The organism is Methylobacterium sp. BTF04, assembly GCF_010692745.1.
Taxonomy (GTDB): Bacteria; Pseudomonadota; Alphaproteobacteria; order Rhizobiales; family Beijerinckiaceae; genus Methylobacterium.
Window position 1 is genome coordinate 25,815 of the sequence record NZ_JAAHTB010000036.1, and the last position, 19,321, is coordinate 45,135.

General features: G+C 71.3%; 27 protein-coding genes. 20 read left to right on the forward strand and 7 right to left on the reverse strand.

The annotated features are described in order from the left end of the window. Nucleotides 1-184: 184 nt before the first annotated feature. A complete protein-coding gene (locus G3T14_RS18260) occupies nt 185-904 on the forward strand; it encodes a nucleoside deaminase (RefSeq protein WP_163643967.1) in 720 nt (239 codons plus the stop codon). Nucleotides 905-932: 28 nt separating this feature from the next. On the opposite strand, the gene G3T14_RS18265 is transcribed toward G3T14_RS18260, so the two are convergent. Then, nucleotides 933-1,793 carry a trypsin-like serine protease gene (locus G3T14_RS18265; RefSeq protein WP_163643968.1) on the reverse strand — a complete coding sequence of 287 codons (861 nt, stop codon included), beginning with the start codon at nt 1,791-1,793 and terminating at the stop codon, nt 933-935. A gap of 113 nt (nt 1,794-1,906) precedes the next feature. Continuing rightward, nucleotides 1,907-2,644, reverse strand: a complete 738-nt coding sequence (locus G3T14_RS18270) for a S1 family peptidase (RefSeq protein WP_163643969.1) — start codon at nt 2,642-2,644, stop codon at nt 1,907-1,909. 42 nt (nt 2,645-2,686) lie between these two features. On the opposite strand from G3T14_RS18270, the gene G3T14_RS18275 reads away from it, so the two are divergent. From G3T14_RS18275 to G3T14_RS18320, 10 genes are read left to right on the forward strand one after another with little or no spacing between them, the layout of a single operon-like run. Continuing rightward, a complete protein-coding gene (locus G3T14_RS18275; protein ID WP_163643970.1) occupies nt 2,687-3,256 on the forward strand; it encodes a hypothetical protein in 570 nt (189 codons plus the stop codon). 31 nt (nt 3,257-3,287) lie between these two features. Continuing rightward, the gene (locus tag G3T14_RS18280) at nt 3,288-3,641 is read left to right on the forward strand and encodes a head-tail adaptor protein (RefSeq protein WP_163643971.1); all 354 of its coding nucleotides are present in this window, start codon (nt 3,288-3,290) and stop codon (nt 3,639-3,641) included. After that, entirely contained in the window at nt 3,641-4,078 is a 438-nt protein-coding gene (locus G3T14_RS18285; protein ID WP_163643972.1) for a DUF3168 domain-containing protein, read from the forward strand. The genes G3T14_RS18280 and G3T14_RS18285 overlap by 1 nt, the downstream gene beginning before the upstream one ends. 18 nt (nt 4,079-4,096) lie before the next feature. After that, the gene (locus tag G3T14_RS18290; RefSeq protein WP_163643973.1) at nt 4,097-4,504 is read left to right on the forward strand and encodes a phage major tail protein, TP901-1 family; all 408 of its coding nucleotides are present in this window, start codon (nt 4,097-4,099) and stop codon (nt 4,502-4,504) included. Between the two features lie 3 nt (nt 4,505-4,507). Further along, entirely contained in the window at nt 4,508-4,828 is a 321-nt protein-coding gene (locus G3T14_RS18295) for a gene transfer agent family protein (RefSeq protein ID WP_163643974.1), read from the forward strand. Further along, the gene (locus G3T14_RS18300; protein WP_163643975.1) at nt 4,825-5,046 is read left to right on the forward strand and encodes a phage tail assembly chaperone; all 222 of its coding nucleotides are present in this window, start codon (nt 4,825-4,827) and stop codon (nt 5,044-5,046) included. The genes G3T14_RS18295 and G3T14_RS18300 overlap by 4 nt, the downstream gene beginning before the upstream one ends. 17 nt (nt 5,047-5,063) lie before the next feature. Further along, nucleotides 5,064-5,639, forward strand: a complete 576-nt coding sequence (locus G3T14_RS18305) for a phage tail tape measure protein (RefSeq protein WP_163643976.1) — start codon at nt 5,064-5,066, stop codon at nt 5,637-5,639. Between the two features lie 31 nt (nt 5,640-5,670). Beyond that, nucleotides 5,671-6,306 (forward strand): DUF2460 domain-containing protein, encoded by a 636-nt coding sequence (locus G3T14_RS18310; RefSeq protein WP_163643977.1) that lies wholly within the window; start codon nt 5,671-5,673, stop codon nt 6,304-6,306. 50 nt (nt 6,307-6,356) lie between these two features. Further along, nucleotides 6,357-7,250: a DUF2163 domain-containing protein gene (locus G3T14_RS18315; protein WP_163643978.1), complete on the forward strand. Its 894-nt coding sequence runs from the start codon at nt 6,357-6,359 to the stop codon at nt 7,248-7,250. 8 nt (nt 7,251-7,258) lie between these two features. Then, a complete protein-coding gene (locus G3T14_RS18320) occupies nt 7,259-7,717 on the forward strand; it encodes a peptidase P60 (RefSeq protein ID WP_246733412.1) in 459 nt (152 codons plus the stop codon). Here G3T14_RS18320 and G3T14_RS18325 read toward each other — a convergent pair. Beyond that, nucleotides 7,701-7,985 (reverse strand): addiction module antidote protein, encoded by a 285-nt coding sequence (locus G3T14_RS18325; RefSeq protein ID WP_163643980.1) that lies wholly within the window; start codon nt 7,983-7,985, stop codon nt 7,701-7,703. The genes G3T14_RS18320 and G3T14_RS18325 overlap by 17 nt on opposite strands. Beyond that, nucleotides 7,982-8,287 carry a type II toxin-antitoxin system RelE/ParE family toxin gene (locus G3T14_RS18330; RefSeq protein ID WP_163643981.1) on the reverse strand — a complete coding sequence of 102 codons (306 nt, stop codon included), beginning with the start codon at nt 8,285-8,287 and terminating at the stop codon, nt 7,982-7,984. Before G3T14_RS18330 ends, G3T14_RS18325 begins: the two co-directional genes overlap by 4 nt. A 65-nt stretch (nt 8,288-8,352) precedes the next feature. On the opposite strand from G3T14_RS18330, the gene G3T14_RS18335 reads away from it, so the two are divergent. Beyond that, nucleotides 8,353-12,282: a glycoside hydrolase/phage tail family protein gene (locus tag G3T14_RS18335; RefSeq protein ID WP_163643982.1), complete on the forward strand. Its 3,930-nt coding sequence runs from the start codon at nt 8,353-8,355 to the stop codon at nt 12,280-12,282. Here G3T14_RS18335 and G3T14_RS18340 read toward each other — a convergent pair. Together G3T14_RS18340 and G3T14_RS18345 are read right to left on the reverse strand one after the other, a co-directional pair. Continuing rightward, the gene (locus tag G3T14_RS18340) at nt 12,259-13,362 is read right to left on the reverse strand and encodes a nickel/cobalt efflux transporter (protein WP_163643983.1); all 1,104 of its coding nucleotides are present in this window, start codon (nt 13,360-13,362) and stop codon (nt 12,259-12,261) included. The genes G3T14_RS18335 and G3T14_RS18340 overlap by 24 nt on opposite strands. A 27-nt stretch (nt 13,363-13,389) precedes the next feature. Continuing rightward, a complete protein-coding gene (locus G3T14_RS18345; RefSeq protein ID WP_163643984.1) occupies nt 13,390-13,668 on the reverse strand; it encodes a metal/formaldehyde-sensitive transcriptional repressor in 279 nt (92 codons plus the stop codon). A gap of 69 nt (nt 13,669-13,737) precedes the next feature. Between G3T14_RS18345 and G3T14_RS18350 the strand changes: the two genes are divergently transcribed. The 8 genes from G3T14_RS18350 to G3T14_RS18385 all read left to right on the forward strand — a co-directional run bounded on the left by G3T14_RS18350 (nt 13,738) and on the right by G3T14_RS18385 (nt 19,100). Then, on the forward strand, nt 13,738-13,962 hold the full coding sequence (locus G3T14_RS18350; protein ID WP_163643985.1) for a DUF1289 domain-containing protein: 225 nt from the start codon (nt 13,738-13,740) through the stop codon (nt 13,960-13,962). 22 nt (nt 13,963-13,984) lie between these two features. Then, nucleotides 13,985-15,577: a DUF2793 domain-containing protein gene (locus tag G3T14_RS18355; RefSeq protein ID WP_163643986.1), complete on the forward strand. Its 1,593-nt coding sequence runs from the start codon at nt 13,985-13,987 to the stop codon at nt 15,575-15,577. Nucleotides 15,578-16,066: 489 nt separating this feature from the next. Next, on the forward strand, nt 16,067-16,714 hold the full coding sequence (locus G3T14_RS18360) for a lysozyme (RefSeq protein ID WP_163643987.1): 648 nt from the start codon (nt 16,067-16,069) through the stop codon (nt 16,712-16,714). 30 nt (nt 16,715-16,744) lie between these two features. Further along, complete coding sequence (locus G3T14_RS18365) at nt 16,745-17,251, forward strand: hypothetical protein (RefSeq protein WP_246733413.1); 507 nt, start codon at nt 16,745-16,747, stop codon at nt 17,249-17,251. A 43-nt stretch (nt 17,252-17,294) separates the two neighbouring features. Then, on the forward strand, nt 17,295-17,642 hold the full coding sequence (locus tag G3T14_RS18370) for a hypothetical protein (RefSeq protein WP_163643988.1): 348 nt from the start codon (nt 17,295-17,297) through the stop codon (nt 17,640-17,642). 25 nt (nt 17,643-17,667) lie between these two features. Beyond that, nucleotides 17,668-17,877 carry a hypothetical protein gene (locus G3T14_RS18375; RefSeq protein WP_163643989.1) on the forward strand — a complete coding sequence of 70 codons (210 nt, stop codon included), beginning with the start codon at nt 17,668-17,670 and terminating at the stop codon, nt 17,875-17,877. 101 nt (nt 17,878-17,978) lie between these two features. Next, nucleotides 17,979-18,353, forward strand: coding sequence for a PepSY domain-containing protein (locus G3T14_RS18380; RefSeq protein ID WP_163643990.1), 375 nt, complete (start codon nt 17,979-17,981; stop codon nt 18,351-18,353). Between the two features lie 69 nt (nt 18,354-18,422). Next, the gene (locus G3T14_RS18385; protein WP_163643991.1) at nt 18,423-19,100 is read left to right on the forward strand and encodes a response regulator transcription factor; all 678 of its coding nucleotides are present in this window, start codon (nt 18,423-18,425) and stop codon (nt 19,098-19,100) included. A gap of 3 nt (nt 19,101-19,103) precedes the next feature. Here the strand turns inward: G3T14_RS18385 and G3T14_RS18390 are convergent. Beyond that, the coding region (locus G3T14_RS18390; RefSeq protein ID WP_204262929.1) for a type II toxin-antitoxin system VapC family toxin at nt 19,104-19,321 on the reverse strand (218 nt) is incomplete at its 5' end.

The window sequence follows — 19,321 nt, forward strand, 5'->3', positions numbered from 1 at the left end:
TAACGCAGACAATCCCAATGGCCGATTCGATGAATGGGTTGGATTGCTCACGAATAGGCGGCCGTTTCTTATCTGTTCAGGTGATACGCGGCCATCGCCGGGATCATCCGGTCATCGCGCCCGGAGCGACACGCGTCGTCTCCGGTTCTGCGCGGCCTCCTGTTCATCGAAGGATCGATACGGCATGACATCCTGCAGCTGCGAGGCCGGTCACGACGCGGGGTGTTCGGCCCTCGACACGCCGAACCGGCGCCTGTTCCTCGCGAGCGCGGTCGCTGCGGGCGTCGCCACCACGGCCGGTCTGTCGACGAGTCCGGCCGCGGCCGTGGTCGCCGCGCCGGACAAACGCAAATTCATGGAAGAGGCGACGCGCCTCGCCATCGAATCCGTCGAGAAGGGCTGGGGTGGCCCGTTCGGCGCCGTGATCGTCAAGGATGGCGAGATCATCGGACGCGGCCAGAACCGCGTGCTGCTCACCGGGATCCCGGTGTTCCACGCGGAAGTCACGGCGATCATGGATGCCTCGGCGCGCCTCAACCCGAAGGCCCTGCTCGGCAGCGAATACGGCGCGGGCACGATCCTCGAGATGATCGCCCGCGAGCCCGGCTCGCCCGACCCCGTTCCCGAGCGCGCCCGCATGCTGAAGGGCTGCGAGATCTACATCAACGGCGCGCCCTGCCCGATGTGCATGAGCGCGATCTACTGGTCACGCATCGACCACGTCTATTTTGCCGCAAGCCTCAAGGACACCAGCGCCATCGGCTTCGACGACGCCTTCCAGTACGAGGATTTCGCCAAGCCCTGGGGCGAGCGGCGCATCGCCGTCACCGAGAATTTCGAGCGGGAGGTTGGGCTCAAGGCCTACAAGGCCTGGACCGACAAGCAGGATCGGCACCCCTACTGAGGGGCACCGGCTTGCGCGTCCTTTAGCGTCAGCGAGACCGGCCCGGCCGGGCCATCCAGTCGGAGCGGTTGCCGCGCAGGCCGGCCATGGCCTCGCCCACCGAGAGCTGCGCCATTTCGGCGGCCCGCGACGTGATCCAGCCGGCATGCTCGCCGGTGGGCGTGACGGCGGTGAAGCCGCCGCAGGCGGTGCGGGCGCGCTTGTCCTGGCGCATGGCGCCGCTCGACCAGCTCACCACGCCGACGATCCGGTAGTTGCCGGGGCCGCCGCTCAGGATCGGACCGCCGGAATCGCCCAGGCAGGCACCGGCGCCCGCCGTCTCGGCCATGCGCCGCCGATCGGTGACCACCGTGACGGTGTTGGCCACCTGAAGCGAGCCGATCGACACCAGATGGGCCTGGCGGAGGGTGCGGGCGGTGTTGCGGCGGTTCTCCGCCACCACGCCGAAGCCGGCGATGTCCACCGGATCGCCGGTGTTGATGGTGCCCCCGCGCGGATCGAGGGGCTGGAAGTCGGCCCCCAGCGGCTCGGCGAGCTTGAGCAGGGCGAGATCGGTGCCGGGCTGGTCCTCCGGCGTGGTGCCGGGCACGAAGTCGGGATGCATCGCGGCCGCCACGGCCAGGATGCGACGCTGACGGAAATTCCGGTCGACGGCGACGACGCTGTAGCCGGCCTGGTGCATCACGCAATGCGCGGCGGTGAGCACGAGGTCGCGGGCGATCAAGGTGCCGGAGCAGATTTCGCCCTGGGTGCTCTCGATGCGCACCACCGAGGCGCGCAGGCCGTCGGGGTCGCGCGAGACCTCGCCGTTGATCACGGCGAAGGCCGGGGCGGGCAGACACCCGATCACGGCCGCGAGGGCGGCCTTGCGGAGCGCGGTCGGCAACATCGTGTCTCTCCCGCGCCCAGCCCTGCGCCGGACGAAACCATGACGAAGCGTATCCGAAGGCAATCGCCCGGCCAAGCTCTGGTTCCCTGGTCCGGGAGGCAACCCGCTCATCCTCACGGGGCGGCCCAGCGCGCCGCATCGCCCCAGCCGCCCAGCGTCCGGTCGATCCAGGCGCGCTGCGGACCGAGGAGGACGCCCTGGGTGAGGCTGCCGCAAGCCCCGCCGCCGACCCAGGCCGAGACCGCGACCACATCCGCGCCGATGGCGATCGGACCGCCGGAATCGCCCTGGCAGGCGCCCGCCGGCCCCGCCGTGGGCTTGAGCCAGACCAGGATCCGGCTCGGGCCATAGGGTTCGACCACCGCGAGATCGACGCTGCGGAACGTGCCGGTGGTGCGGGCGACGCCCGGTGCCGAGACGCCGTAGCCCGCAACGCTCACCGTCTCGCCGGCCCGCGGCATCGCGGCGCTCAGGGTCGCGGGCCCGAAACGGGCGGGCAGCGGGGTCGCGGTGCGCAGCAGCGCGAGATCGACCGAGCGACGCCGGCCCGCCACCGCGCCGGAATCGTAGCCCGGATGAAGCGCGCGGGCGGCGAGTTCGACGAGGATGGGCGCGCCGGCCGCGTCCTTGAAATGGACCCGGTGCTCGGCGCGGGCGGCCACGCAATGGCCGGCGGTGAGCACCGTATCCGGTCCCAGGACCACGCCGGTGCAGACGCCGCCGTTGGAGGACAGAACCATCACGGCCGAGCCGGCGGCCTCGGGCGCTTCGCGGCCCCCTACCACCGCGCCGGCCGGAGCGGATGCCAGCATCAGCCAGAGCAGGGCGGCCGATCGAGAACGTACGGCCATCGCCCACCACCCTTTTTCGCGTCGCACCCGACGGAGACGACCATGACCCCGATACGCGTCGATGGCCCCACCGTCGAGCCGGTCAGCCTGTCGGAGATGCGCCTCTCGCTGCGCCTCGACCCCGACGATGGCGGTGCCGAGGACGCGCTGGTGTCGCGCCTCATCGCCGCCGCCCGGGCGCAGGTGGAGAGCGCGAGCCGGCGCCTGCTCACCCCGGGCCGCTACCGGATGATGCTCACCGGCTGGCCGGCGGACGGGATCGTGCCGCTGCCCCTGAGCCCCGTGCTCGGACTGGTCCGGGCCGGCCTCGTCGATGCCGACGGGATCGTCACCGACCTCGCGCCCGGCCTGGTCCGGCTCGGTCCCGACCTGGTGGAGGCGCCCTGCCTCCTGGTCGATCCGGCCGCCCCGGACCTCTACCGCCGGGCCGCCCTCGTCGAGGTCACGGCGGGCCATGGCGGCGATGGCCCGCCGGCGCCGCCCGACCTGATCCAGGCGATCCGGCACCTCACCGCCCAGTGGTTCGTGCATCGCGGCGACGAGCCGGGACTGGCCGCGCCACCCGCGACCCTGGCGGCGCTGATCGCGCCGCAGCGGCGGATGCGGCTGTAGCGCGCGCCCGCCACCAGACCGGAGACGACCCATGACGCAGCCTTCCCCCCGCGTGCCCATCGGCGCGCGGCGCCGCCGCTTCGTGCTCGAACGGCCCGTGGACAGCCCGGACGGCTTCGGCGGCGTGGTGCGCCGCTACGTCGCCGGGCCGCTCCTGTGGGGCGCGCTGGAGCCGCTCGGTACGGCCGAGCGTGTCCGCGGCGGCCGGGCGGACGTGGTGGCGACCCACCGGGTCCGGCTCGCCTACCGCACCGGGATCGCGCCGGCCATGCGGCTCGCCGCCGGGCCGCGCCGGTTCGTGATCCGCGCGGCCGGCGACCCCGACGGCGACCGCCGCGACCTCGTCTGCCACGTGGAGGAAACCACCGAAGCGGAGGCCCCGTGATGGCCGCCACCGATCCAATCCCCAGGAGCCCGCTGCTGGCCCTGCGTGGCGCCATCCTGGCCTATCTGGCCACGGACGCGGCGCTCGCCCGGATGATGGGCGGTACGTTCCGCCTCTACGACGAGCCGCCGCGCGGGTCCGTCCCGGTCTACGCCGTGTTCGGCGATGCCGAGATCCGCGACGACTCCGTCGACGGTGCGCGCCGTCACGCGCACGGCCTGGCGCTGATCCTGTTCGCCCGGCCGGGCTCCACGCGCAGCGCCATCGATGCGGCCGAGCGCATGGCCGGCCTCCTCGCCGATGCGCCGCTGGCACTGACCGGCCACGCCCTCGTGACCCTGCGGGTGCAGGCCCTCGCCGTGCGGCGGGATGCGGCCACCGGCGAGGCCCGCGCCACCCTGACCCTGCAGGCGCTCACCGAAGCGCTCGAATCCTGATCTCGCCGGAGCCCGACCATGACCGCACAACGAGGCAAGGACCTTCTCATCCGGGTCGGCAACGGCGCCGGCTTCGTCGCCGTGGCCGGCCTGCGCACCCGCCAGATCACCTTCAACGCCGAGGCGGTGGACGTCACCAATGCCGAATCCGCCGGGCGCTGGCGCGAGCTTCTGTCCGGGGCCGGGGTGCGCCGCGCCGCCATCTCCGGCTCCGGCGTGTTTCGCGACGAGGCCTCGGATCTGCGCCTGCGGCAGATGTTCTTCGACGGCGCCCTCGACACCCTCCAGGTGGTGGTGCCGGGCTTCGGCACCCTGGAGGGGCTCTTCCAGATCACCAGCCTGGATTATCGCGGCGACCATGCCGGCGAAGTGACCTTCGACATGGCGCTCGACTCCGCCGGCCCCCTCACCTTCACGGCGTCCTGAGCCATGGCCAACCGCAGGCGCGGCGAGGTGTCCCTCACCCTCGGCCCTGAGCGCTACACCCTGTGCCTGACGCTGGGGGCGCTCGCCGAACTCGAGGACGCCCTCGGGGCGGGCGATCTCGCCGGCCTCGCCGAGCGCTTCTCCCATGGGCGCCTCGCCGCGCGCGACCTCATCGCGCTGCTCGGGGCGGCCCTGCGCGGGGGCGGCCACGCCCTCGACGACGCGGCAGTGGCGGCCCTGCCGCTGGCCGGCGATCTCGACGAGATCGGCACGCGCCTCGGTGCGGCGCTCGATGCCGCCTTCGGCGCACCGCCGGACCCTTGAACGCCACGGGCGGGACCGCGCCGGACGCTCCTTCCGCCTTCCCGTGGGACGACGCGCTGGCGCTGGGGCTCGGGACCCTGCGCTGGCGTCCGCGCGACTTCTGGGCCGCCACGCCGCGCGAGCTGATCGCCGCCGCAGGCCCGTCGACCCGGCGATCCCCCGCCGCGGGCCGGGCCGATCTCGACCGGCTCATCGCCGCCTATCCCGACGACGCCTGACGCGAGGACACACTCCGATGGCCGAGACCACCTCCGACCGCGACACCGCCGCGCGCATCAAGCAGCTCGATACCCTCGACAAGCTCGCCCAGAAATTCGGCCAGAGCCTGTCGAAGGCGCTCACCGGCAATGTCGGCGCCGGTCGCACCCTCGACGGGGTGCTGGGCAGCCTCGCCACCAAGTTTTCCAACGTGGCGATCAAGGCGGCGCTGAGCCCGGTCAAGGCCGGCATCACCGGCCTGGTGAAAGGGCTGCTCAACAGCGACGCCACCAGCGAGGCCACGGCCTTCGCCACGGGCGGCGTCATCGCGGGAGGCCGGGTGCAGCCCTTCGCCAGCGGCGGTGTTGTGGCCGCGCCCACCTACTTTCCGATGCGGGGCGGCCTCGGCCTGGTGGGCGAGGCCGGACCGGAGGCGATCCTGCCGCTCAAGCGCGGCAGCGACGGGCGCCTCGGGGTCGCCGCCGGCGGCGGTACGGGCGCCACCGTCACCGTCAACATCACCACGCCGGACATCGCCGGCTTCCGGCGCTCGGAAGCCCAGGTCGCCGCCAGCCTCGCCCGAGCGGTGGCGCGCGGCCGGCGCGGCCTGTGAGCGCCAACCCGACCGGGGAGACCGTGACACCATGGCCACCGATTTCCACGAGGTGCGCTTTCCCCTCGACGTCGCCCTGCGCGGCAGCGGGGGACCGAGCCGGATGACCGAGATCGTCACGCTGGCCTCGGGGCGGGAGCACCGCAACAGCCGCTGGGCGGATTCGCGCCGGCGCTTCGACGCCGGCTTCGGCATCCGCAACCTGGATGCGCTCCACGCGGTGCTGGCCTTCTTCGAGGAGCGGCGCGGCCGACTGTTCGGGTTTCGCTATCGCGACCGGGTCGATCATCTCTCGGGGCCGCCCTCCCGCGCCGTCGCGGCCACCGACCAGAGGCTCGGCGCCGGCGATGGGGTGACCCGCGCGTTCCAACTCGCGAAAACCTACGGTGACGGACCGCTGCCCTACCGCCGGGTCATCGCCAAGCCGGTCTCCGGAAGCGTCCGCGTCGCGGTGGCGGGCCGCGAACTGACGCTCGCCGCCTTCGCCTGCGACGCGGCGACGGGGCTCGTCACCCTCGCCACCGCGCCCCCGGCGGGGGCCATCGTCACCGCGGGCTTCGCCTTCGACGTGCCGGTGCGCTTCGACACCGACGACCTCACCGTGGACCTCTCGGCCTTCTCGGCCGGCGAGATCCCCAAGGTGCCGCTGATCGAGATCGTGCCTTGACCGGCAGGCGCGCGTCCGCCGTCGGGTGAGCCGATCGGGGAGTTTGGACCATGCGAGACCTGCCCCCCGACCTCGCCGCGCATCTCGCGGGCGGGTCCACCACCCTGTGCCATTGCTGGTCGCTCACCCGACGCGACGGTGCGGTGCTGGGCTTCACCGACCACGACCGCGACCTCGCCTTCGCCGGGGTCACCTACGCCGCCCGCTCGGGGCTGGAGGCGGCCGAGGCCAGCGCCGAACTCGGCTTCGCCGTCGGCGGGGGCGAGGTGGCGGGCGCGCTCACCGCCGCCGGCCTCACCGATGCGGACGTGGCCGGAGGGCTCTACGACGGGGCGGCGGTGGAGACCTGGCTGGTGGATTGGACCAACCCGGAGACGCGCCTGCTCCTCGATATCGGCAGCATCGGCGAAGTCCGCCGGGCCGGCGCCGGCTTCGTCGCCGAAGTGCGGGGCCTGATGGACCGCCTCGATGCGGAGAACGGCCGGACCTACCGCGCCACCTGCGATGCCGATCTCGGCGATGGCCGCTGCGGCATCGACCTTCAGGATCCGCGCTTCCGGGCCGGCGGCACGGTCCTGGCGCAGAGCGAACCGGGGAGCCTCGACGTCACCCTCGCGGCGGATTTCGCGGCGGGCTGGTTCTCGAGCGGGCGCCTCGCCTGGAGCGCGGGCGCCAATGCCGGCCTGTCCGCGGATATCCGTGCCCATGGCGTCGGGGCCGCCGGCCACCGCCTCGACCTGTGGCAGAGCCCGGCCCGCGCCCCGGCGCCGGGAGACCGCTTCACGGTTACGGCGGGCTGCGACAAGCGCTTTACCACCTGCGGCCAGAAATTCGCCAACGCCCGCGCCTTCCGGGGCTTCCCGCACCTGCCGGGCAACGACTTCGTGCTGCGCCACGCGCCGGGCTCCGGCCCCGGCCTCGATGGCGGCAGCCTGTTCCGATGAGGGTATCCATGAGTCCGAACAGCATCGTCGCCGAGGCGCGGGCCTGGATCGGCACGCCCTACCGGCATCAGGCCTCGCTCAAGGGAATCGGCTGCGACTGCCTCGGCCTCGTGCGCGGGGTCTGGCGAGGCCTTCTCGGACCGGAGCCGGAGGCGGCTCCGCCCTATGCCGCCTCCTGGGCGGAATCGGCCGCCCTCGGCAGCGATCCGCTGGCCGAGGCCGCCCGGCGCCACCTCGTCCCCGTCGCCGGCCCGCTCGCGGCCTATGCGCCGCAACCCGGCGACGTGCTGCTCTTCGCCTTTCGCGCCCACCTGCCGGCCAAGCATTGCGCCATCGCCTGCCGACCGGACACCATGGTCCACGCCCATGATGGGGCCGCGGTGACCGAGGTGGCGCTCACCCGCTGGTGGCGCCGGCATTTGGCCCATGCGTTCCGGTTTCCGGGAGCCGTCACGGGGTCGGGGTGATCGTCAGCCTGACGCCAAGCCCGCTCATGACCTTCCGAACCGTCTCGTAGCGCAGCTTCGAGCCCGGGGAGAGCGCCTTGTAGAGGCTCTCGCGCCCTAGGCCCGAATCCTTGGCGATCTGGGTCATGCCGCGTGCCTTCGCGACATCACCGAGAGCCGCCACGAAAACCTCCGGATCAGGATCTTCGAGGGCCGCCGCCAAGTACTCGGCAATGACATCGGGGTTGTCCAAGAACTCCGAAGCGTCGAACGGTGTGAACTGGGTCATGATGGAGTCCGATCGAGATCTATAGCCATCTGTCGAGCTTTCTGGATATCTCGACTCTGGCTCGACTTATCACCACCGATCAGAAGCAGATAAACAGCCTCACCGCGCCGGGTGTAATACAGCCGGTATCCCGGTCCGGTGTGAATCCGCATCTCGAAGACTCCATCACCGACCGGCTCGACGTCGCCGAAATGCCCGAGGGTCGCGGCTCGGAGACGGGCGGTGACCCGCGCCTTGGCGCGAGCATCGCGTAGGCCATGCAGCCAACGCCTGAATTGATCTGAAAGTTGGATCAACGGCATGCCTAATTCGTATCCGGCAGGATACGATTCGACAAGCCAGTCCTCCCCTTCCGCCGGAGCCCGCCATGGCCACGCTGATCCTGCAAACCGCCGGGGCGGCGGCCGGCACGGCTTTGGGTGGGCCGATCGGGGGCGCCATCGGCAGCGCGCTCGGCTCGGCGGCCGGCGCCGGGATCGACGGGGCGCTGTTTGGCGGCAAGGCGGGGCCGCGCTTCGTCGCGGGGCCACGCCTCACCGAGGTGGCGGGCCTGAGTTCCACCGAGGGCGATCCCGTGGCGCGGGTCTATGGCCGAGCCAAGGTCGGCGGCACCCTGATCTGGGCGACGCGACCGCTCGAGGTCGCCAACACCAGCGTGGAGCGCGCCTCGGGTGGCGCGAAGGGCGGGGGCGGGCAGAAGACCGTGCGCACCGCCTACGCCTACTCGGCCGACCTCGCCATCGGCCTGTGCGAGGGCACGATCGCCCATGTCCGCCGGATCTGGGCCGACGGGCAGGAGATCGACCGCACCACCCTGACCTACCGGCTGCACCGGGGCAGCGAGACGCAGGAGCCCGATCCGCTGATCGTCGCCAAGGAAGGGGTGGACCGGGCGCCGGCCTATCGCGGCCTCGCCTACATCGTCTTCGAGCACCTGGCGCTGGCCCCCTTCGGCAATCGGGTGCCGCAATTCGCCTTCGAGGTGGTGCGGCCTGTGGCGGGCCTCGCCGGGATGATCCGCGCCGTGTGCCTCATCCCCGGCTCCACCGAGTTCGGCCTCGACCCGGTCCCGGTCAGCGAGGATGCCGGATACGGCGCGACCCGGCCCGCCAACCGCTTCCAGCTCCAGGCAGCCACCGACGTCGTCGCCTCCCTCGATGCGCTCCAGGCCCTGTGCCCGCGCCTGTCCCGCGTCTCGGTGGTGGCGGCCTGGTTCGGCGACGACCTGCGCGCCGGACAATGCACGGTGCAGCCCAAGGTCGACCGGGCGCAGAAATCCACCACCGGCGACGCATGGCGCGTGGCCGGGCTCACCCGCGACCGGGTCGCGGCCGTCTCCACCGCACCCGGCGGCGGAGCGGCCTATGGCGGTACGCCCTCCGATGCCGGACTGACCCGGCTGGTGGCCGAGTTGCACCGGCGCGGGCTCGCCGTGGTGCTCTACCCGTTCCTGATGATGGATATCGCCGCCGACAACACCCTGCCGGACCCGCGCGACGCCGCGGCCGGGCACCAGCCGGCCCATCCCTGGCGCGGGCGCATCACCTGCGACCCCGCCCCCGGCCGGACCGGCAGCCCGGACGGCACGGCGGCGGCCGGCACGCAGGTGGCGGCCTTCTTCGACCGGGCGCAGGGCTACCGCCGCCTCGTGCTGCATTACGCCGATCTGGCCGCGACCTGGGCGGCCGCCGGCAACGCCCTGTCGGGCTTCATCGTCGGCAGCGAATTCGTCGGCCTCACCCGCGTACGGGGAGAATCCGGGCGCTACCCGGCGGTGGAGGCGTTCCGTGCGCTGGCCGCCGAGGTCCGCACCCGGCTCGGGACGGGGGTCGGCCTCGTCTACGCCGCCGACTGGACCGAGTACGGCGCCGATGTCCGCGCGGGCGGCGCCAGCGTGCGGTTTCCCCTCGACGCGCTGTTCGCCGATCCGGCCATCGATGCGGTGGGCATCGACTATTATCCGCCGCTCACCGACTGGCGCGACGGGGACGCCCATGCCGATCTCGCCGTCGCCGACGAGATCCACGACCGCGCCTATCTCAAGAGCCGGATCGGCGCCGGCGAGGCGTTCGACTGGTTTTACGCCACCGAGGCCGACCGGGCGGCGCAAATGCGCAGTCCGATCAGCGACGGGGCCTATGCCAAGCCGTGGATCTACCGCGCCAAGGATCTGGTGGCGTGGTGGAGCCACGCCCATATCGAGCGCGACGGCGGGATCGAGACGCAGGCGACGCCGTGGGTGCCGCGCTCGAAGCCGATCTGGCTCACCGAGATCGGGGTGCCGGCAGTGGACAAGGGCACCAACGGCCCCAACGTGTTCCCCGACCCGAAATCCTCCGAGAACGCCGCCCCGCCCTTTTCCACGGGGCGACGCGACGACCTGATCCAGGCGCGCGGTCTGGAGGCGATCCTGGCGCGCTTCGATCCGGCGCTGCCCGGCTTCGAGGCGGCGCACAATCCGGTCTCGCCGCTCTATGGCGGCCCGATGGTGCCGGCCGATGCGCTCTTCGTGTGGGCCTGGGATGCGCGGCCCTACCCGGCCTTTCCCGATTACGACACGGTGTGGGCGGATGCGGGCAACTGGTCCGTCGGCCACTGGATCACCGGACGGATCGAAGGGCTCGACCTCGACCGGCTGATCGCCGCGATGCTGGCCGATTTCGGCATCACCGCGCCGACGCGGATCACGGCCTCCGCCTTCCTCGACGGCACGGTGATCGACCGGCCGATGTCGGCCCGGGCCGCCCTGGAACCGCTCACCGAACTCTACGGCCTCGCCGTCTCGGCGGTGGCCGGCACCCTGACCATCGGCGCACCCCGGCGCGTGGCGGCGGCGGATATCGCTGCGGACGATCTCGTGGCGCCCGAGGGCGACGCGGCGCCGGTGAGCCGGGTGCGGGCGCAGGAGAGCGAGCTGCCACGCTCCATCGCGGTGAGTTTCATCGACGGGGAGAGCGCGCAATACCGCAAGGCCGACGCCGCCGCGACCCGGCCGGCGGGAGCGCGGCGGCGCGAAACCCGGGTCGAGGCCGCCATCGTCACCCGCCGGGACGAGGCCGAGGCCCTGGCCGAGGCGCTGCTCGATGCCACCCTCGCCGGGCGCGACACCGCGAGCCTGACGCTCAGCCCGCGCCGGATCGATCTCGCCCCCGGCGACCTCCTCGGCCTGCCGGGGGACGCCAACCCCCATCGCATCGTGCGGATCGCCGACGGCCCTGCCGGGCGGCGGATGGAGACGCGCGCAATACCGCTCCAGGCGCGGCGGCCCCGCGCCCCCGGCCGGGCCGAGGCGCAGCCGCGCCGGGCGGTGCCTCTGCTCGCCGGGCGGCCCTTCGCGGTGGTCCTCGACCTGCCCGCCGACCGGGGTGCGCCGACGCCGTTGCAGGTGCTGGCGGTAGCCGCCGATCCGTGGCCCGGCGCGGTGGCGATCTGGCGCTCGGCCGGCGCGGGCGCGCCGTTGAGCCTGCACGGCTTTGCCGATTATCCCGCCTGCCTCGGGCAGACCCTGACGGCTCTGGCGCCGGGACCGCTATGGCGCTTCGACCGCGCGAATCGGCTCGACGTCCACCTGCGCCATGCCGGCGCGCTCGGGGCCATCGACGAGGAACAGGCACTGGCCGGCGGCAACCTGTTCGCGCTGATCGGGACGGACGGCGCCGTGGAGCTGATCTCGGCCGCCGGGATCACGTTGATCGGGCCGCAGACCTACCGGCTCACCCGGCTCCTGCGCGGGCTTGCCGGCAGCGAGGGTGAGGCGGCCCGCACCCTTCCGGCGGGCAGCCTGATCGTACGTCTCGACGAGGCCGTGGTGCCGCTGGTCGAGCGCCTCGACGAGGCCGGCCGCGCCTTTCGCTATAGGATCGGCCCGGCGGACCGCGACCCCGGCGATCCGGCCTTCGCGGAGCTGTTCGCAACCGCCGGGTTGCTGGCCTTGCGCCCGTTGAGTCCGGTCCACCTCCGGGCCCGGCGCGAGGCGGACGGGGTGCGGGTCACCTGGATCCGCCGGGCCCGCCGCGACGGCGATTCCTGGGACGTGGCCGAGATCCCCCTCGACGATCCGGAGGCGTATGTCGTCGAGATCTTCGGGGAGGGCGGGCGCCTGGTCCGCACCCTCACCGCCGCGAGCCCGACGCTGCTGTACCGGACTGCCGACGAGACCGCCGATTTCGGAGGGCCGCAGGCGAGCCTGGACCTCGGCGTCGCGCAGATCGGCCTGGCCACCGGCCGTGGGCCGCCCTGCCGCGAGCGGGCAAGGATCATGGGCGGGCAAGGATCATGGGCGGGTAGCGGACCATGAGAGAGCGGCCTGATCCGTGTGCCCGTGCAGGGCGCTCCAGCCCTGGAACCCGGTGTAGAGCCCGACGCAGATGATCAGCGCCCCCGAGACGTAGGGTGCTCTCCGGGCCAGCGTATCGAAGCCCTGCCAGCGGCGCGCCACGTGGCGCACGCCGAGCGCCGCGACCACACCGGCCGCGACCATGGTGAGCGCCAGCCCGATACTGAAGCACAGCACCAGAACGATCCCGAGGCTGATTTCCTTCAACTGGATGCAGAGCAGCAGCACGGTGATCGCCGCCGGACACGGGATCAGCCCACCGGTGAGGCCGAACAGGACGATCTGCCCGGTGGTGGCGCTGCGGCCGGCGAACCGGTTGCGGATATCGTACGCATGGGCCCGCGCGTGGGCATCGTCGTGGTCGTGGTCGTGCTCTTGGAACACCACCGTGTGGGTTTCGCTCAGCGCGCCGCGCACGAGGTGGAGCGAGGCCGTGAAGGCGTGCGGTTCCGGGATTTCCGCGATGCTTTCGAGGTGTTCTCCCCGATCGACGAAGCCGAAGGTCTGGCGCGCGCCATCGGGCCGCGTCGTCTCCAGGGTGACTTGCCCCGCGGCGAGGCGCGCGGATCCCTCGAAGCGCAGGCGCCAGCGCGGCGGCACGCCATCCTCGTATATGGCGAGCGTGGCAACACCGCCGCCACCGGTAGCGATGCGCCGGACCTCGGGCTCATGATGTGGGTGATGGTGGCCGCCGCGGCGCTCCGCCCAGGTCCGCCCGATCATCCAGGCGGCGATGGCGACGATGACGACGGCCGAGGCGATCTGAAAATAGGGCTCCGTGGCCTCGGAGCCCCAATGCTGGCCGAGATACAGCCCGGCCAGCGCCACCGCCCACACCACGACGGTATGCGACAGCGTCGCCGACAGGCCGAGCAGCACTGCCTGGGTCACCGTGCCCCGGACCGCGACGATGAAGGCGGCCATCATCGTCTTCGAATGGCCGGGCTCGAGCCCGTGCAGGGCCCCGAGCAGGATCGCACTCGGCACGAACAGCCACGCATGCGCGCTGCCCTGGCGGAGGAGTTCGGGAAGGGAGGTCATGAGGGAGACACCGTCATCGGTCGGCGGTCACTTCAGGTAGGTGCGCAGCACCTCGATCAGCTCGGTGGCCCCCTTGGCGCGCTCCGGATCCGGCTCATGGGCAGGGTCGACCACGTGGTGGCGGATGTGGTCCTCCATCACCTCGGCGGTGAGCCCGTTGATGGCCCCGCGCATGGAGGCGACGAGCATCAGCACATCGGTGCAGCCGAGCTCGGCCTCCAAAGCCCGCTCCACCGCCTCGGCCTGCCCGCGGATTCGCCGGACGCGGGCGAGCAGTTTTCCCTTGTCCTTGATCGTGTGGGACATCGTTTTCCCGAATGCCATCGCGTCGTTTCTAAGGTAGGGGGGTACCCTATCGACGAGAGGCGCACAAGCATGGCGAAGAGCGACGCGAAATCCGACCCGTGCATCTCCGTCTGCCGCTTCGACGGGCGGACGGGGTGGTGCTTCGGCTGCGGCCTCACGATCCCCGAAATCCGCGCCTGGCGAAGCCTGACGCCGTATCGGCGCACCGCGCTCGCCCGCGACCTGCCTCGGCGGGTGGAGCGAGTGCGCGTCAACGATCCAGAGGGTCGAACGGCCGAGGCCGGCGACCCGTAACCCTCCACCCCGGAGCCGGCCGATGTCGCAGATGACCGCCAACCTCGCGCTGCCGCTGATCGCGGCGGGGCAGGCGCAGAAACACGTCACCCACAACGAGGCGCTGGCCGGCCTCGACACGCTGGTGCAGCTCGCCTGCCTCGACAAGGACCGCACCGCACCGCCCGCCAACCCGGCGGACGGCGACCGCTATCTCCTCGCGGCAGCGAACCCGACCGGCGCCTGGGCCGGCCTCGCAGGCCGGATCGTGCGCTTTCAGGACGGACACTGGGTCGACTTTTCGCCCAAGGCCGGCTGGCTCGCCTTCGTGGTCGACGAGGCCGAACTCTACCTGTTCACCGGCACCGCCTGGACCGGCTTCCGGGATACGGTCAAGGCGCTGCAGAACCTCACCCGGCTCGGCATCGGCACGGCGGCCGATGCCGTGAACCGCCTCGCCGTGAAATCCGACGCAGCCCTGTTCTCGTGGGACGACACGACGCCGGGATCGGGCGACATGCGCCTGACGATGAACAAGAAGGCCCCGGCCAACGATGCCGGAATCGTCTTCCAGGATGGCTTCTCGACCCGTGCGATGCTGGGGCTGTTCGGAACCGACCAGATCGGCCTCAAGGTCAGCGCGGACGGCACAGGCTACGCCCAGGCCTTCACCGTGAACCCGACCACCGGAAGCGTCGGCTTCGGCCAGACGGTCGCCCCCGAAGCTGGACTGCACCTGACGACGCTACGCCCCGGCGCGCCCCCCGGTCCCGGCGTCGTGCCACACAGCGTTCAGGTGGATAATTTTGGCGGCGATGGGGCGGCGACGATCCCACCGGTCGCGTCCTTTCAGGCCAGGTCCGCGCGAGGCACGCCCACCGCACCGGCGGGCATCAAGGCCCTCGACCGCTTCTTCGGGTTCTTCGGCGCTGGCTGGCGCAGCGATGGGGCCTATTCCCTCAATGTGGTGGCGTTCAACGGCTTTGCGGAGGAGGACTTCACGCCGGCGGGCAATGGCACCGCGATCGATTTCCAGACCACGCCCATCGGCGCAACCGCCCGGCGCTCGGTGGTGAAGTTTCGCGCCAACGGCGCACTGGAATTGCAGCCGCAAGCGGCGCCGTCGATCGAGGGCGCCGCCGCCGGTCAGCTGGTGTTCGATTCCACCACGACGGCGTTCAAGGCCCATGACGGAGCGCGCTGGAACCGACTGACCAACCTTCCGAAATTCGCCGCGTGGACGAACTTCGACAATTATCTCGCTGCCGGCGCCTGGACCAGAATCCAGTTCAACACGGTCGATTCCAACACACAGGGCGCCTTCGCGGCGGCCACGAGTCGCTTCACCGCAGCAGAAACCGGTCTCCACACTTTCACGGCCAATCTGGGATTCAAGCGCAACGGCACGAGCGCGCCCACCGCCTTCGAGGCGCAGTTCTACCGAAACGGGAGCCCCGCCGGCCGCGGCCGGGTGGCCCTGACCGGTTCGCTGACCGACGGCGTCTCCACCCTCGCGCTCGGCACGACACTGGCGCTCGCCGCTGGCGATACGGTCGAGGTCTTCGTCCGCTTCACCGGCGCCGACGGCTATGTTGCGGCAACGGATTCCCTGTTCAGCGGTGAGCAGCTTTCCTGAAAGTATAAGTCGAATTTTCCAATGATCGATGGCGATAGCCCGTTCGTGCAGCCGTGTGTCGATCATGCCTTCAAGGTTGAATTCTTGGGCTTATCTCTGACAAAATTCGTGTAACGCCGCACGAAAAACTGCGGAGCATGAACCGTATCCGAGCAGTTTCGCGCCCTATCCAACTGAGACAAGCGGGCGCGATACTGAGGCGGCTCCAGCACTCGTATAATATGAGCGTTCCTACATTCTGTCGTTACAAAGTCCTCTCAAGGAAACGTCTCCTACCTGCACGCCAAAAAATGTCGCGAGTATTCTGAAGTAATCCTCGCTTCGCCGACGCGCAGGATCATCACGCCGGACTTCCGATCGCCCGGGAATACCGAGGACGATCCTGCGGCAGGCCCCCTGCGAGTTCGCTCTCACAGGGCTCAGCAATCGCCGACCCCTGCGCGAAATCATGACGGTCCGACGACTCTCCGACAAACTTTGGAGTCCACCATGCACCTGACCGACCTCGGCCGCGCCGTGCTCATCGCTCGCGAGGGGCGCCGGCTGGCGGCCTATCGCGATTCCGTGGGAATCTGGACCATCGGGATCGGCCACACCTCCGCGGCCGGTCCGCCGACCGTGACGCCGGGACTTCGGATCACCGCGGCCGAATGCGATGCGCTGTTTGCCCGCGACGTGGCGCGCTACGTCCGCAGCGTCGCCGCGACCGTGCCGCCGGATCTCGCCGACCACGCCTTCGACGCCCTGGTCTCGCTCTGCTTCAACATCGGCCCGGGCGCCTTCGCGCGCTCCAGCGTGGTCCGCCGGCTGGCGGCAGGAGACCGCGATGGCGCCGCCGCGGCGATTCTGCTGTGGAACCGTCCTGCCGAACTGATCCCGCGCCGGGGCGCCGAATACGACCAGTTCCGTACGCCCTATGCCCTGGCGCCGCCGCGTGCCCGCCGGGGCGACGCCGCGCCGATCATCGCACCGGGGGCGCCGCTGTCGGCCGTACTGCCGGCCTTGCCCTCTGCGCGCCGATCCATCCCCCGCGCCGCAGCAACCCTGCCGGTCCGCCGCCCGGAGCCGCCTGCACCGACGGGCACGCTCGCGCGCCTCTGGACCGCGCTGCGCACCCGCCTGCGGCGCGACGCCTGAACCACTCATCCGCAACGGAGACATGCCCCCATGAGCACCCGTCCCATCGTCCGTCTCACCGCAGCGTCGATGCCGCTGCTGCTTCTCTCGGTAGGCACGGCTCTCGCCGGCGACGCCGTGGTGCTGCCCTGGGGCGACACCCTCGCGGCCGTCGCGCAAGGCATCGGACACGTGATGGTACCGCTGGCCGTCACCGCCGCCACGGCGGCCCTCGCCCGGCTCGCGGGGCCCTTGCGGGTCCTGGTCACCACCACTCTGGTGGAGCGGCTGGTCCGCAACGTCGGCGACTACGCGATCAACGCGGTGGCCGGCGCCGTGCGCGGACGGACCCTGACCATCGCGGTCGGGTCCGCGGTGATCGCAGGCGCGGTGCAACGCGCCCTCGGCGAGGCACCGGGCTGGCTGGTGAAGGCGGCGGGTGGCACCGACGGCCTCGGCGAGAAGGTGTTTCGCAGCCTTGCCCTGGAAGAGGCCGCCACCGCTGCCAACACCCTGGCCCCCGCACTCGCCGCCGCGCGGGGCCGCCCGGTCCCGTGAGGCAAGCGACGGCACGGAGGATGCGCCGTGTGGAGGATGCGCCGTGGAAAAGATCGCGTTCGAGGGAGTGCGCCTGCTGTTCACCCATGACGGGGCCGGCTGGGTCGTGGCGGTGATGCTCGGGCTCGCCTGCCTGCATCTCCACCGTGAGGCCCAGCGTGCGCAGGAGGCGCGGATCGGCGAGACCGGTGCCACCGCCACCGCCCTGGAACGGGCCTCGCAGACCAACGCGGCGATGGCCGCCGCCCTGGAGAACCGCACCCGCGTGCTGGAGGATCTGTCGCGGCTGGCCGCCGAGATCGCGCGCGGCGTCGACCGAAACGATGAGCGGGCCCGCGAAAAATTCGACGAGATCCTGCGCCGGATCGCAGAACCGCGGCCGTGTCCGTAACCCTTCCCAGAAACGAGGACGCCCGATGACGCACTTCCTGAAGTCCTTCCGCCGCGCCCGCGGCCGGCGCCGGGCCGCGGCACTCCGGCTGCACACCGCCCGGCAACGCTTCGATCGCTCGATGATCGCCCTGCGCAAGGCCGCCCTCGACCACATCGACAGCCAGGATCACGTCAGCGCGACCCTGCGGGCGACCCTCGACCGCCTCGTCGCCCAGGCCGGCCTGCCGCTCTGAGACGGTTAGAACATCTCAGGTCCGGGAACCGAACGGTCCAGGTTGGGCTTGGGCTCGCATTCAGGGCGCATTCAGTGCCCTTCCCCTAGTCCCATCGACCCATGCGCATCCTCCTCGCCCTGCTGTTGATCGGCCTGACCGTCGCGGGCTTCGCGATGGGGTCGATGGACACGCTCGCCGAGGAGACCATCGGGGCCGGAACCGGGACGGTGGTCGCGCCCCTGCGGGCGGCGCCGCCGAGCGATTCCTGCCTCAGCGCCGCCGACCTGCGCGAGGCGGTGGCCGACAAGCGGGTGATCGAGCCGGTGGCCGCCATCCGGGCCGCCCGCCAGGTCATCCCGCGCGCCGAGATCCAGCGCGCCCGCCTGTGCCGGCACGAGGACGCGCTGGTCTACCTGCTCACGGCCCTGCGCCGGGACGGGCGCTTCGTCCATGTCATGGTCGATGCTACGACCGGCCAGGTCACGGAGCCATGATCAGGCCCATGACCAAGCCCATGACCGGGCCGATTCAAATGGATCTCCCCAAAATAGGAGTGCGGTGACGTGCGGCTGCTGGTGGTGGAGGACGACCGGGACATCAACCGGCAGGTGGTGAGCGCGCTGGAGGAGGCCGGCTACGTGGCCGACAAAGCCTTCGACGGCGAGGAGGGCGGCTATCTCGGCGAGAACGAGCCCTACGACGCGATCATCCTCGACATGGGCCTGCCCAAGACCGACGGGGTCAGCGTGCTGCAGAAGTGGCGCCGCGCCGGAATCAAGACCCCCGTCATCATCCTCACCGCCCGCGACCGCTGGTCGGACAAGGTCGACGGCTTCGATGCCGGCGCCGACGACTACGTGACGAAGCCGTTCCACATGGAAGAACTGATGGCGCGCGTGCGGGCGCTGCTGCGGCGCGCGGCCGGCCACGCCACCAGCCAGATCGCCTGCGGCCCGGTAGTGCTCGACACCCGCTCGGGGCGGGTCTTCGTCGACGGCAATCCGGTCAAGCTCACGAGCCACGAATACCGGCTGCTGTCCTACCTGATGCACCACACCGGCCGTGTGGTGTCGCGGGCGGAATTGACCGAGCACCTCTACGACCAGGATTTCGACCGCGATTCGAATACGATCGAGGTCTTCGTCGGACGCCTGCGGAAGAAGCTCGCGGTGGACCTGATCCAGACGGTGCGGGGCCTGGGCTATCTGGTGGACCCGACGGTGCCGCCGCCGCGGGTGTGAGGGTCAGGGGCCCGGCGACGCCCCGCCCGCATCCGTGTTCGCGAAGTCGTTACCCTTGTAGAGCAGCGCGGCCCGGTGATTCTTCGCCACCGCATAGGCGAAACAATCGCCCATATTGAGTTGCGCCGGATGCCCCTGGCCTTTCCCATACCGCGTGAAGGCGACAAGTGGACTTGCCTCGGAAAAGTGGAGAGCTCTTTTTGTGAAGGAGGAGGTCTCCG

Excerpts from the sequence above, each read along its gene's own strand:
- G3T14_RS18295 (WP_163643974.1), top strand. The coding sequence starts at position 4,508 with ATGGCCAACCGCAGGCGCGGCGAGGTGTCCCTCACCCTCGGCCCTGAG.
- G3T14_RS18375 (WP_163643989.1), top strand. The coding sequence starts at position 17,668 with ATGACGCACTTCCTGAAGTCCTTCCGCCGCGCCCGCGGCCGGCGCCGG.
- G3T14_RS18265 (WP_163643968.1), bottom strand. The coding sequence starts at position 1,793 with ATGTTGCCGACCGCGCTCCGCAAGGCCGCCCTCGCGGCCGTGATCGGG.
- G3T14_RS18260 (WP_163643967.1), top strand. The coding sequence starts at position 185 with ATGACATCCTGCAGCTGCGAGGCCGGTCACGACGCGGGGTGTTCGGCC.
- G3T14_RS18305 (WP_163643976.1), top strand. The coding sequence starts at position 5,064 with ATGGCCGAGACCACCTCCGACCGCGACACCGCCGCGCGCATCAAGCAG.
- G3T14_RS18345 (WP_163643984.1), bottom strand. The coding sequence starts at position 13,668 with ATGTCCCACACGATCAAGGACAAGGGAAAACTGCTCGCCCGCGTCCGG.
- G3T14_RS18285 (WP_163643972.1), top strand. The coding sequence starts at position 3,641 with ATGGCCGCCACCGATCCAATCCCCAGGAGCCCGCTGCTGGCCCTGCGT.
- G3T14_RS18325 (WP_163643980.1), bottom strand. The coding sequence starts at position 7,985 with ATGACCCAGTTCACACCGTTCGACGCTTCGGAGTTCTTGGACAACCCC.
- G3T14_RS18320 (WP_246733412.1), top strand. The coding sequence starts at position 7,259 with ATGAGTCCGAACAGCATCGTCGCCGAGGCGCGGGCCTGGATCGGCACG.
- G3T14_RS18360 (WP_163643987.1), top strand. The coding sequence starts at position 16,067 with ATGCACCTGACCGACCTCGGCCGCGCCGTGCTCATCGCTCGCGAGGGG.
- G3T14_RS18365 (WP_246733413.1), top strand. The coding sequence starts at position 16,745 with ATGAGCACCCGTCCCATCGTCCGTCTCACCGCAGCGTCGATGCCGCTG.
- G3T14_RS18290 (WP_163643973.1), top strand. The coding sequence starts at position 4,097 with ATGACCGCACAACGAGGCAAGGACCTTCTCATCCGGGTCGGCAACGGC.
- G3T14_RS18330 (WP_163643981.1), bottom strand. The coding sequence starts at position 8,287 with ATGCCGTTGATCCAACTTTCAGATCAATTCAGGCGTTGGCTGCATGGC.
- G3T14_RS18335 (WP_163643982.1), top strand. The coding sequence starts at position 8,353 with ATGGCCACGCTGATCCTGCAAACCGCCGGGGCGGCGGCCGGCACGGCT.
- G3T14_RS18275 (WP_163643970.1), top strand. The coding sequence starts at position 2,687 with ATGACCCCGATACGCGTCGATGGCCCCACCGTCGAGCCGGTCAGCCTG.
- G3T14_RS18280 (WP_163643971.1), top strand. The coding sequence starts at position 3,288 with ATGACGCAGCCTTCCCCCCGCGTGCCCATCGGCGCGCGGCGCCGCCGC.
- G3T14_RS18315 (WP_163643978.1), top strand. The coding sequence starts at position 6,357 with ATGCGAGACCTGCCCCCCGACCTCGCCGCGCATCTCGCGGGCGGGTCC.
- G3T14_RS18310 (WP_163643977.1), top strand. The coding sequence starts at position 5,671 with ATGGCCACCGATTTCCACGAGGTGCGCTTTCCCCTCGACGTCGCCCTG.
- G3T14_RS18380 (WP_163643990.1), top strand. The coding sequence starts at position 17,979 with ATGCGCATCCTCCTCGCCCTGCTGTTGATCGGCCTGACCGTCGCGGGC.
- G3T14_RS18350 (WP_163643985.1), top strand. The coding sequence starts at position 13,738 with ATGGCGAAGAGCGACGCGAAATCCGACCCGTGCATCTCCGTCTGCCGC.
- G3T14_RS18355 (WP_163643986.1), top strand. The coding sequence starts at position 13,985 with ATGTCGCAGATGACCGCCAACCTCGCGCTGCCGCTGATCGCGGCGGGG.
- G3T14_RS18270 (WP_163643969.1), bottom strand. The coding sequence starts at position 2,644 with ATGGCCGTACGTTCTCGATCGGCCGCCCTGCTCTGGCTGATGCTGGCA.
- G3T14_RS18340 (WP_163643983.1), bottom strand. The coding sequence starts at position 13,362 with ATGACCTCCCTTCCCGAACTCCTCCGCCAGGGCAGCGCGCATGCGTGG.